This is a genomic window from Bradyrhizobium iriomotense (assembly GCF_018129405.1).
In the GTDB taxonomy this organism is placed as follows: Bacteria; Pseudomonadota; Alphaproteobacteria; order Rhizobiales; family Xanthobacteraceae; genus Bradyrhizobium; species Bradyrhizobium iriomotense_B.
Genome location: NZ_JAFCLP010000035.1, coordinates 25712 through 37051, shown reverse-complemented (window position 1 = coordinate 37051; position 11340 = coordinate 25712). Strand labels below are relative to the sequence as shown.

12 protein-coding genes and 1 pseudogene are annotated in these 11340 nt (G+C 65.1%); 9 read left to right on the top strand and 4 right to left on the bottom strand.

The features are described from left to right. Positions 1-93: 93 nt before the first annotated feature. On the bottom strand, positions 94-1092 hold the full coding sequence (locus tag JQ592_RS37095) for a LysM peptidoglycan-binding domain-containing protein (RefSeq protein ID WP_211407654.1): 999 nt from the start codon (positions 1090-1092) through the stop codon (positions 94-96). A gap of 14 nt (positions 1093-1106) precedes the next feature. On the opposite strand from JQ592_RS37095, the gene JQ592_RS37090 reads away from it, so the two are divergent. The 3 genes from JQ592_RS37090 (at position 1107) to JQ592_RS37080 (ending at position 4830) form a co-directional block, all read left to right on the top strand. Then, positions 1107-1280: a hypothetical protein gene (locus tag JQ592_RS37090; RefSeq protein WP_211407653.1), complete on the top strand. Its 174-nt coding sequence runs from the start codon at positions 1107-1109 to the stop codon at positions 1278-1280. After that, a complete protein-coding gene (locus JQ592_RS37085; protein ID WP_211407652.1) occupies positions 1277-1972 on the top strand; it encodes a hypothetical protein in 696 nt (231 codons plus the stop codon). Before JQ592_RS37090 ends, JQ592_RS37085 begins: the two co-directional genes overlap by 4 nt. Before the next feature lie 194 nt (positions 1973-2166). Continuing rightward, on the top strand, positions 2167-4830 hold the full coding sequence (locus JQ592_RS37080; protein ID WP_211407651.1) for a bifunctional diguanylate cyclase/phosphodiesterase: 2664 nt from the start codon (positions 2167-2169) through the stop codon (positions 4828-4830). 243 nt (positions 4831-5073) lie between these two features. Here JQ592_RS37080 and JQ592_RS37075 read toward each other — a convergent pair whose 3' ends face one another. After that, positions 5074-5589 carry a Spy/CpxP family protein refolding chaperone gene (locus tag JQ592_RS37075; RefSeq protein ID WP_211407650.1) on the bottom strand — a complete coding sequence of 172 codons (516 nt, stop codon included), beginning with the start codon at positions 5587-5589 and terminating at the stop codon, positions 5074-5076. A 340-nt stretch (positions 5590-5929) separates the two neighbouring features. Here JQ592_RS37075 and JQ592_RS37070 point away from each other — a divergent pair, with 340 nt between their 5' ends. Continuing rightward, complete coding sequence (locus JQ592_RS37070) at positions 5930-6286, top strand: hypothetical protein (protein WP_211407649.1); 357 nt, start codon at positions 5930-5932, stop codon at positions 6284-6286. A 34-nt stretch (positions 6287-6320) separates the two neighbouring features. Next, positions 6321-6671: pseudogene (locus JQ592_RS37065) on the top strand (GMC oxidoreductase); the annotation flags it as partial. A 159-nt stretch (positions 6672-6830) separates the two neighbouring features. On the opposite strand, the gene JQ592_RS38705 reads toward JQ592_RS37065, so the two are convergent. Beyond that, positions 6831-6953 (bottom strand): hypothetical protein, encoded by a 123-nt coding sequence (locus JQ592_RS38705; protein WP_271580850.1) that lies wholly within the window; start codon positions 6951-6953, stop codon positions 6831-6833. Positions 6954-7157: 204 nt separating this feature from the next. Here JQ592_RS38705 and JQ592_RS37060 point away from each other — a divergent pair, with 204 nt between their 5' ends. From JQ592_RS37060 to JQ592_RS37045, 4 genes are all read left to right on the top strand, one after another. Further along, on the top strand, positions 7158-7505 hold the full coding sequence (locus tag JQ592_RS37060) for a hypothetical protein (RefSeq protein WP_211407648.1): 348 nt from the start codon (positions 7158-7160) through the stop codon (positions 7503-7505). A 127-nt stretch (positions 7506-7632) separates the two neighbouring features. Then, positions 7633-8757: a lactonase family protein gene (locus JQ592_RS37055; protein ID WP_211407647.1), complete on the top strand. Its 1125-nt coding sequence runs from the start codon at positions 7633-7635 to the stop codon at positions 8755-8757. 69 nt (positions 8758-8826) lie between these two features. Beyond that, positions 8827-8997 (top strand): hypothetical protein, encoded by a 171-nt coding sequence (locus JQ592_RS37050; protein ID WP_211407646.1) that lies wholly within the window; start codon positions 8827-8829, stop codon positions 8995-8997. Between the two features lie 177 nt (positions 8998-9174). Continuing rightward, the gene (locus tag JQ592_RS37045) at positions 9175-10068 is read left to right on the top strand and encodes an efflux RND transporter periplasmic adaptor subunit (protein WP_211407645.1); all 894 of its coding nucleotides are present in this window, start codon (positions 9175-9177) and stop codon (positions 10066-10068) included. Positions 10069-10350: 282 nt separating this feature from the next. On the opposite strand, the gene JQ592_RS37040 is transcribed toward JQ592_RS37045, so the two are convergent. Beyond that, complete coding sequence (locus JQ592_RS37040; RefSeq protein ID WP_211407644.1) at positions 10351-11202, bottom strand: caspase family protein; 852 nt, start codon at positions 11200-11202, stop codon at positions 10351-10353. Positions 11203-11340 lie beyond the last annotated feature (138 nt).

Below are 11340 nucleotides of genomic sequence, written 5' to 3'. Positions count from 1 at the left end.
GTCGAAAGTGTCCACGATGTCTCCGAACACCCGTCCACCATCTCCCCGGTCTGAACAAAGAACGGGGAGAGGGAGAGGAAAGACCGCGCGTCACTACGGCTTCCGCGGCAATACGAAGGTCTGGCCGGGATAGATCAGGTTCGGGTTGTGGATCTTGTCGCGGTTGGCGTTGAAGATCACCGCATAGCGGGCGCCGTCGCCATAGGCGAGCCGGCTGAGCGCCCACAGGCTGTCGCCGCGGGAGATCACACGGCTGCCGCCTGCCTCGGCCGGTACGGCGCTGAGCGCGTCGGCCGGCGACGCCGATGCGACCGTCGTTGCGGCAGGCGCACGTGCCATGCTCCTCGGTTTCGGTGTGCCCATCATCCTGGGCCGAACCGCGGACCTGTCAGGCGTTGAAGCGAGGCGCGGTGCGGCCGATGGCAGCGACGCCACGACATCCGATTTGTCGTCCGCCTTCTCGGCCTGCTTCGAAACCGGCACGGGGCGCGCGGGCGGCGGCGCGGCCTCCGCAATGATCACCGGCATGGTCCGGCTGGACTGCGTGACGGTGCCGTCAGGCGCCCTGGCGCGCAGCGTCAGCTCGTAGCTGCCGGCGGGAAGCTGCGGCGGCGTCATGACGAACTGGCCCGACGCATCGGCCGTGACCGAATGGAGCGGCTGGCCGTCGCGCAGCAGCTCGACCTTTGATCCCGGCGCGGCCTGGCCCGCGATCACCGCCGCCTCGCCATGATCGTCGATGCGGGCGACGTCGAACCGGGGACCGGCGTCGGTCGCGGAGGGCTGCGGCTTGACCGGTGCGAGATCGGCGAGCGCGGCCGTGACCTGCTTCTGGGCCTCGGCGGCCGGTGCCGGGGCTGGCGCTGGCTGTGCGGCGGCGAGCTTCGGTTGCTCGGGTTTGGACTCTGCCTTGGCTGCGGTCTTGGTCTCGCCCTTGGCCTCGGGCTTGGCCTCGGGCTTGGCGGCGACAGCGATCTCGGTGCCCGCTCCGCCCGGCAACAGGCGGCGCAGCTCGGCGGGACCGATCACAAGGACGGTGCCGACCACCGCGAGCAGGCAGAACGTCATGAAGGCCTTGGTTGCGGTTATCATCGGAGGTCGAACCCTTGCTGGCAAATCAAGCCAATGGCCGCAGCCTGCGCCGATTTGGCTACGGCAGCAAGTCGCTCGAAGGGATGATCCGCCATCGTTTCCGCCCGCTGCGGATGAACCGGCACGGCCCTTACGGAGTCAAATCGGCGAGGCCGCACGGCGGCTATTTTTTAAGGATTTTCCCGTGACCGCATTTATCCGCACGGCCCGATGGGTGGCGCTCGCCTTGACGCTTTCCGCCGCCCCCGCACTCGCGGCGTCCGGCCCGCCGCCGGGCTACGTCCTCACCGACAATAAGGACCTCGCCTTCACCTCGCCCGACGGCGCCACCAAGCTCGAGCAGTACATGAAGGACAGTGAAGACCTTTTCGGCGTCAAATGGCAGGTCTGGGCGCGGCGCGGCGATCAGATGACGGAGCTGAAGCCCGAGCAGGGCTATGGCGCCGGCTTCCGCTTCACCAGCGACTCGCAATGGCTGGTGCGGATGCAGAAGACCGGTTCGGGCGAGCAGGATCTATTTCTCTATCATTTCGAGAACGGCACCTTCGTGAACGCGACGAAGAAATCGCTCAGCGATCTCGCCTGGGCCTATTTCCACAGCCGGCCCGATACGAAGAACATGAAGCTCGACTATCACATCTCGGCAAATCTGATGAAAGGCACCGAAGATGCCTATCGCTGGCTCGGCGTCGACTGGCCGAACAACCGCTACCTCCTGATCTCGCTGTCGGGCGAAATGGACAAGCATCCGAAGAACGTCGCGGTGAAGGGACTGGCCAACTGGCGCTGCCGCTACGACCTCAAGACCGGAACCTTCGACGTGCCCAGGATGTTCGCCAAGGGCAATGCGGAAGCGCTGAACTGGGAGATCAAGCGGTAGAGGGCTGGCTGCGCAGCTCACAAGGTGGGTTAGCCCGTGGCTGCGTAAAGCGCCGTCCCGGGGCTGTAGGTTTCCGGCAATTCTGCCCGGCGGAACCAAACCACTGATTCCGCTCCGATTCATATTTTCCTAACCCTTTGCGGTAACTGGGTCTTGTTGGTTTTGCTGCATCTTGCATCCCACGGGAGGGCTGGATGGGCACATCGATCAGATGGAGCGCGCGCATGCGCGCGTTGCTTCGCCGTTGGCAGGGAGCGCCGCTGACATGGCTCATCGCCGGCGGCTTCGTGCTGATGCTTGCGACCGCCATCGGCACCGCGCTCACCGTCGACCGCTTCCGGCAGAACGCGATCGAAAGCGGCCGCGATAGCCTGGAAAACTCGGTGCGGCTGCTGGCCCGCCATTTCGATCGCGAGTTCGAGGATTTCGCGGTGCTGCAGAAGGGCATCATCGCGGAGCTCGAAAGCCACGGCATCCAGTCCGCTGACGTGTTCCGGAGCGAGATGGGCACGCTCGCCATGCACGAGGTGCTGCGCGCCAAGGCCAGCGGCTGGTCCGATGTCGCCGGCGCCAATCTGTTCGACGCCAACGGCATCCTGATCAACTCGTCGCGACGCTGGCCGGTCGCCGACGTCTCGGTCGCCGACCGCGCTTATTTCAATCGCCTCAGGAACGACCCGGCCGCGCAGGAAGAGATCGAGGTCGTGCCAGGACGGCTCGGCAACGGGCCGGCGATCGTGTTCGCGCGGCGCGTCTCCGGCCCACACGGCGAGTTCCTCGGCATCGTCTCGCGCGCGATTGCGCCGGAGCAGCTCGAATCCTTTTTCGCCTCGACCGGGCTCGGCGAAGAGTCCTCGATCGCGATGCACCACCAGAACGGCCAATTGCTCGCGCGCATCCCGCATGTCGATGCCATGATCGGGCAGAATTTCCGCAAGGGCACGCCGGAGCAGATGGCGGTGTTCGAGCGCACCTTCGTCACGACGCAGCTCGCGAGCCCGATCGACGGCAAGGATCGCATCGTCGCCTCGCGCCTCCTGACCGGCGAGCCGCTGGTCGTGGTCGCGACCAAATCGCTGGACGCGACGCTCGCCACCTGGCGCACGCAGACGAAATTCTTCGTCACTGTCGCCGTGCTGTCGATCGCCCTGCTCGTGCTGACGCTGTTCCTGATCTTCCGCCAGGTGACGCACCGCCTCTCGCTCGAGAAGCAGCGGCTCGACACCGCGATGAACACGATGAGGCAGGGCCTGCTGATGTTCGACCAGGACGAGCGGCTGATCGTCTGCAACCGGCGCTACATCGAGATGTATGGCCTCTCGACCGAAATCGTGAAGCCCGGCGCCTCTTTCCGCGACGTGATCCAGCACCGCCACGACACCGGCTCCTTCGACGGCGACGTCGACGCCTATTGCGACGGCATCCTGGGCAGCGTCGAGCAGACGCACAGTTCGATCGTGGAGACCGGTGACGGCCGCCTGATCGAGATCAAGAACCAGCCCGGCGCTGCCGGCGGCTGGCTCGCCACCCATGACGACGTCACCGAGCGCATCCGCGCCAACGAACGCATCGCGCATATGGCGCATTACGACGCGCTGACCGACCTGCCCAACCGCGTGCTGATGCGCAGCCATCTGGAGCGCCGCGTCGCGGAGCTTGGCCAAGGCAAGCCGTTCGCGATCCTCTATATCGACGTCGACGAGTTCAAGGGCGTCAACGACTCGCTGGGACACGAGGTCGGCGACGAACTGCTGCGCCAGGTCGCGAACCGCCTGCGCGCCTGCGTCAGCGGCAACGACCTCGTCGCGCGGCTCGGCGGCGACGAATTCGCCATCGTCAAGGCCGGCACCTGTGATCACGCCGAGCTGACGGCGCTGGCGGACACGATCCTCAAGACGCTGCGTGCGCCGGTGAACTGCAAGGGCCAGGAGATTCCGACCGATGCCAGCATCGGCATCGCGATCGCGCCGGAGCACGGCGACAATCTCGACGACCTGCTCAAGCGCGCCGATCTTGCGATGTACGCGGCGAAATCGGAAGGCCGCGGCACCTTCCGCGTCTTCGTGCCCGAATACGACGCCAAGGCGCGGCAGCGGCGCCAGCTCGAGCTCGATCTGCGCCAGGCGCTCCCGCGCGGCGAGTTCGAGGTGCACTATCAGCCGCTGGTCGATCTCGCAGCCAATGTCGTGACCGGCTGCGAGGCGCTTTTGCGCTGGCGCCATCCCGAGCGTGGCATGGTCTCGCCGGCGGATTTCATCCCGGTCGCGGAAGACACCGGACTGATCGGCGAGATCGGCGAATGGGTCTTGAGGCAGGCCTGCCTTGAGGCTGCGAGCTGGCCGGGCAATATCCACATCGCTGTCAACGTTTCGCCGGTCCAGTTCCGGTCGCGGTCGCTGGCCTTGAAAGTAGCAGCCGCGCTCGCCGAGTCGGGCCTCGCACCCGGCCGGCTCGAGCTCGAGATCACCGAGACCGTTCTCATTCGTGACGACGAGGAAGCGCTGACGATCCTGCAGCAGCTGCGCGAGCTCGGTGTGCGCATCGCGCTCGACGATTTCGGCACCGGCTATTCATCGCTGAGCTATCTGCACCGCTTCCCGTTCGACAAGATCAAGATCGACCGCAGCTTCATCAGCGACATCGGCGAGCCCGAGGATTCCTCGCCGATCGTGCAGGCCGTGGTGCACATGGCCGCCGCCCGCCGCATGGCGACGACGGCGGAAGGCGTCGAGACCGAAGCCCAGCGCGAGGTGCTGCGGCAGCTCGGATGCAGCCAGATGCAGGGCTGGCTGTTCAGCCCAGCCGTGCCGGCCGCGAAGCTGAAACAATTGCTGTCGAAGCAGGCTGCCGCGGCTTAGCGGGCCCTCCTTATCCCCGCCGCCTCCATCAGCGATGCCCGCAATGCCTTTCGGTCGCGGGCCCGAGCTCGGTGCGATGTGAACACCAACGCTGCCGCGGGTTGGCGCCACGTTGATCGGCTACAGCACTTTGAATGCGGCCTGGGGATGTCGTCCCTGACAAAGGGGATATCCCCAGGCCTAAAGTCAGTTAGCCGCGCAGGTTCAGACCATCACGCGGCTTGTATGAATCAACATCCTGCTTCAGTCCTCATCCTCGGCCTGCGCACGACGTCGTTCCACGACATCGCTCATGTCGTGAAGTACAAGGACCGCGAGGGCCCCCATGCGCTGCCGTTGTTCGGGATTGAGGGTCTTGTAGAGTGGCTGCCACGCCTCGGCGAGTTTATCCAAATCGGCTGATCGTTGAGCCAATGCCTCCGAACGTCGTTGCAGGAAGGCGATGGGGTCACGATTACGCATCGTTTCGACGGCATTTTGGTCGGCCCGTCGACCCACTGTTTCCGAAATTTTTGCAACACGGGCCTTCCGATCCTCCGCTCTGGCACGAATGGCGCTCTCGACAGGCGGCCAGAGCTTTTCCTGGTCAGGTGTCAGCTGCAACGCGGCCTTGGTCAAATCGATCCGCATGTCGATCAGTGTATTCCGGTCCACTGCGTTTAGCCGTTCCGACGTCGCAGGGGACGGCGCTTGCGCGCTGGCAATCGACGGTGCGGCAAGAAGGAGTGCGGCTGTTCCGATCACTACTATTTTCATCATCGGCGACCTCCTGAGTAGCCCCCAGGCACCACGCTAACAACGGTCGGCAGGGCGATGTCACATTGATTCAAATCAAGGGACTTGGAGAAGGAATTGTGGCGCGCAGGCCGAGCAAGACCTGCGGCATGTCCGTTCTTGCGCCACCATTCTCCACCTGCAATTGCGCGACGACGACCGGTCCCTGTCCGAAAAATAGGATCAAACGCTCGGGATCGCGGTTATCGCTCCGCTGAGCCGGCCGGAACCGTGGCCGGAGAGCGTCAGCCAGCATCACATGACACGCAACGCAGGCGAGTGGCGCCTGCGTTCTTGCGCGCAGGCGCGGATCGAGCGAGGCGAGATGGCGATCGTGACCTTCAGGATGTTTCCTTTGCTGGCGATCGTCGTGATCGCCCCGTCCGCACAGGCCCGCGACGACGGCCGCTATGCGAACTCTCCGCTCAAAGGCTGGTTCGAAAGCCTGCACAGCAAGGCTGGAGGTCCGTGCTGCGCCGACGCCGACGGCACCGCGCTGGATGACGTCGACTGGGACACACAGGACGGACACTACCGCGTGCGCCTTCTGGGCGAGTGGGTCACCGTGCCTGATGATGCCGTAGTCAAAGAGCCGAACCGCGCCGGCCGCACCTTCGTCTGGCCCTATTACGTGAACGGCCGCGCCATGATCCGCTGTTTCATCCCGGGCAGCATGACGTGATATCCGGACTCGCGGGCCATTCGTGGCGTTCATGATACTGACCAGGATCGCGGCAACCATGATGGACGGTCCGGCGGCGCTGCGTCACTATCTGATCGACAATTTCGTGGTCGAAGGTTTCACCTTCGCCGACGTGATCAACGACGACGAGGCACTGGAAGCCTTCGTCCGCAAGGCCACCATCGGCGTCTGGCACGCCTCGTGCTCATGCCGCATGGGCCGCGCCGACGATCCGATGGCGGTGGTGGACAACCAGGGCCGCGTCAAGGGCATCCAGGGCCTGCGCGTCGTCGACGCCTCGATCTTCCCGGTGGTGCCATGCGCCAACACCAACTTTCCGGTGCTGATGACGGCGGAGAAGATCGCTGCGGCGATGGTGCAGTGATTTCGTAGGGTCGGTTAGCCTTGCGGATGCGCGAAGCGCAGTCCGCCGGGCGTAACCCACCGCCGGTCTCACCTGGAGCGTGGTGGGTTACGCCTTGCATTGTCGGCTGTGGAACGAGCGCGGGCGTGAGCGGCTAACCCACCCGACAGACTGACAGGCTTATTTCACCTGCTTGGCCGCCTGGATCTCGACGAACTCGGCGTCAGGATGCGTGACGATGGTGGTGAACATGATGCCGCTGATGATGATCGACCAGGCGGTGTCCCAATAAATCCAAAACACGTGCCACCCTCCGTTTTGGCGTCCTCTGCCTGCGGGATCAAGGTAACGGCAAGGCGAGGCTGCCGTTCCTGACGCGAGCGCGATGCGGACGAGGCGCTATTTGGATTTGGTCGGCGGCGATGCGCGATCGGTTTCACCGGTGTGGCGCTTTGCCACGACATCCTCATCGCGCGAGCCTTCGTGTGGGCGCGGCGGCAGCTTGGGTTGGCCGGCCTGACCGCCATGCTTGCCGCCCATGTCGGGCTTGCCTTCGAGATCGTTTTCGCGGGGCATGCCGGGTCAATGCCCGCGCACGGCATTGGTTCGCTTGCCCTGTTTTCGCCTGTGAACGAGTTCATAGAAACGTCGCCGGTTGCAGTGCACGATGACCGGCGTGCGTCGCCGCATGCATTTGACGGACGGGATTTGGCCGTGATGCGAAAACGACTGGTCGCCTGGACGATTCTGACCTGCGCCCTGCTCGCGGTCGCGGTGTGGACCGTGCTCGGGCCGCCGGACCGCCCGGCCGGCCCGCACCTGCCCTCCCGCAATTTGACGGCGGCGGTGCGATAGCCGCACCAGTGCGACCGATACAATTTCGGCATCGATCGATCTCAATTGGAATTTGGTGCGGCAACGTGCCGCCCGCTATCCTCTCCGGCAAAACGACAACGCCGCACTGGCCCCGAGGAGAACGCCCATGTCGAGTCCGACCCGCCGCGTCGCGTCCAAAATGCCCCGCGCCGCGATCGCCACCACTCTCACCTTTCTTGCCCTCACCCTGGGAGCCCGTGCCGGCATGGCCGAGACCTACGCCTATGTCGGCAACGCCGACAGCAACGACATCAGCGTATTCAAGCTGGCCGAGAACGGCGAGATGACACCGGTGCAGACCGCCGCCTTCGCCGGCGTGGAAAAACCGGGATCCTCGACGCCGCTCGCAATCACGCCCGACCACCGCGTGCTGATTGCCGGCGTCCGCTCGCAGCCGTTCCAGGCGGTGAGCTTTTCGATCGACCCCAAGACGGGCCAGCTCAGCCATATCGGCAACGGGCCGCTCGCCGACAGCATGGCCTACATTGCGACCGATCGCGGCGGCAAGGTGCTGTTCAGCGCCTCCTATGGCGGCAACAAGGTCGCGGTGAATCCGCTTGGAGCGAACGGCGTGGTTGCCGCGCCGACCCAGGTGATCCCGACCGGGCTGAACGCGCACGCCTTCCTGCCCTCGCCCGACAACCGCTTCGTGTTCGCAACCAATCTCGGCTCCGACCAGGTGTTGAGCTTTGCGTTCGAGCCCACCACCGGTGCGCTCACGCCGAGCGATCCGCCGGCCTACAAGGTACCGGAAAAATCGGGGCCGCGGCACTTCGTGTTCCACCCGAACAGCAAGTTCGTCTATCTCCTCCACGAGCTGAACGGCGATGTTGCCGCATTCACCTATGAAGCCAGGAGCGGCGCATGGAACGAGATCCAGCGTACCACCGCGCTGCCTGAAGGGTTCACCGGAAAACCCTGGGCCGCCGACATCCACGTCACGCCTGATGGCCGCTTCCTCTACGCTTCCGAGCGCACCACCAACACGATCGCCGCCTACAAGGTGGACGTGGCCACCGGCAAGCTGACCACGATCGGCAGCGTGCCGACCGAAAAGCAGCCGCGCGCCTTCAACGTCGATCCCAGCGGGCGTTACCTTGCCGCGGTCGGCGAGCTCTCCGACGGCATGACGATCTATGCGATCGACCAGTCAAGCGGCGCGCTGGCCAAGCTGAAGTCCTACCCCACCGGCAAGAAGCCGAACTGGGTGGAATTCCTGAGCCTGCCGTGAGGGGGCCGCGACCGACCTACGTAATCATCCGTAATTTCGGAAGTCGCGCGTTGCCATCATATGGCGGTCATGGACCGCCATATCCTCTTCAAATGCCCGCAGACCGGCATGAACGTGCAGCACCGGCTCGACGACGCGCCGGCCGATCGCACGCATGTTTCCGTGCCCTGCCCGGCCTGCACGCGGCTGCATCTGATCGACCGCTCCACCGGCAGGCTGCTCGGCGATCGCCGGAGCTGAGCTGTCCGCTCGGGGCCGGCTTGGCCGGCAGCGAACCTGTTGCCCAATCCTGCGACTAATCAAGGACTTGCCGCGCCAGCCCGGGCGCCGTGGCATCCCGCTTTGGGACAACGCTGCCGTAGTCCGGGCCCCCGCCATCTGCTATCGATTGGAGGCATAGCCCCCGTGGAATTTCCGATGCGCCCTTTGTCCCGTGCCGTTGTTCGAAGCCTGTATCCCGCAGCCGTCGCCGGAGTGCTCGTCCTCGGTCAATATCCGGCCCGAGCCGCCGATGACGATGCGCCCAAGGGCCCGGCGGTCACGGTGCTCAAGGTCGCGAAATCCTGCTTCTCCGACATCGTCGAGGCCACCGGCACTATCATCGCGCGCGAGGAAAGCTCGGTGCGGCCCGAGCGTCCGGGCCTGAAGGTGACGGAGGTGCTGGCGGAAGCCGGCGACACCACCACGGCCGGCCAGGTGCTGGCGCGCCTCGCGCTGCCCGAAGGCGGCACGCTTCAGGTGACGGCTCCCGTGGCGGGCGTGATCGCGACCTCCACGGCCCAAATCGGCAACTTGGCCTCGGCCAAGGGCGAGGCGCTGTTCACCATCGTGGCGCGCAGCGAATACGATCTCGTCGGCCTGGTCGCGACCACCGACGTGCGCAAGCTCGCCGTCAACCAGCCGGCGACCGTGCGTATCGCAGGCAGCGGCGACATCGAGGGCAAGATTCGCCGCATCGGGCCGACCGTCGAGCCGAACATCCAGCAAGGCATGGTCTATATCGGCATCTCCTCGCAGAAGCGGCTGCTGCTGAATGCGAGCGGGCGCGCGCTGATCAAGACCGGCCAGAGCTGCAACGTCGCCGTGCCGCTCACCGCCGTGCAATATTCGTCCGCCGGCACCGTGGTGCAGGTGATCCGCCGCAACCGCGTCGAGACCAAGCGCGTCGAGATCGGGTTGATGTCGGGCGGCAATATCGAGGTCCGCGACGGCCTCAACGAAGGCGACGTCGTCGTCGCCCGCGCCGGCGCGCTGCTCCGCGAAGGCGATCCCGTGCGCCCGGCGATGGCGAGCGCGGAAGCGGCGAAGTAGCCTCTCAGCCGTCATTGCGAGCCAACGGGTCCGCGCGAAGCGCGGCCCGATGACAGGCTCCGCGAAGCAATCCAGAATCTCTCCGCGGAGGGATCCTGGATTGCTTCGTCGCAAGAGCTCCTCGCAATGACGATGGAGAGGCAGACGTGCCTACGCACACATAATCGTAGGGTGGGCAAAGCGAAGCGTGCCCACGTCTTCTATCGAAAATCCTGGAAAGATGGTGGGCACGGCGCGTTGCGCCTTTGCCCACCCTACGAGAGCTGCGATTGCCGAGAGAAACTAGCTGCCGGCTTCGCCGAAATGGACGTCTTCGAGCAGCGAGGACGACACGGTCGGGACCTGGCCGCCTTCGGAGGCACGGGAGATGGCGACGCGGGTCTTGTTGAAGACGGCTTCGGCGCTGCCGCTCTGCGCATTGAGATTGCCGAGCAGCTCGCCGACCAGCACGCTGTGCTCGCCCTTGCCGTCGTCGACGACCTTGCCGGGTGATGCCGAGGAGAGGATCAGCGCATTGTCGGGCGCGCTGATCGGCGCGAGGCCGTGGCTGTAGGAACGGAAGCGGCGCTCATAGGGGTTACGGCGGGAGGCGTCGACGACGACGAGCTTGGCCTTGGCGCCCTGCTCCTTCATCATCTCGAGCACGCCCTCGATGGAGACGCCGTGGCGGCGGACGTCGCTTTCCTTCCAGATCACGGCATCGACCGGCAGCATGTAGCTCTCGCGTCCGGCCTGCACGCCGAACCCGCCGAAGAACAGCATGACGACCGTGTCGCGCTTGATCCGGGACTTCAGGCGATTGACGGCGCGGACCATGTCGTCCTTGGTCGCGTCTTCCACCATGTCGACGTCAAAGCCGTTCCTGCGCAGGGACGAGGACAGCGCGCGGGCGTCGTTGATCGACTGCGTCAGCGGCGCGCTGGCGTCGGGATAATGTCCATTGCCGATGACGAGCGCGAGGCGCGAGGTCTGGCCGATTGAGCCGGTGATCTGGTCGGTCGTCACAGCCTTGGCGGCATCCAGCGCGCGCATGTTGAGGGCAGCATGGGCGCCGATCACCAGCGACACCGTGCCGATGAGGGCTGCGGCCACCGCGATGGTGCGTCGGGAAATGTCGAGCTGCCTTACATTCATCTCGGTTCATTCCTGTCAGTGCCAAAGACCAGCCAAGCGCGCGCACACTGTTTGAGTAGCGCGATAGCGTCTTTAGGTTTGAGGGATTGGCCCGGGGAGTGCCCCCGAATTGCGCGCAATTTGCGGCGCCGCACCAAA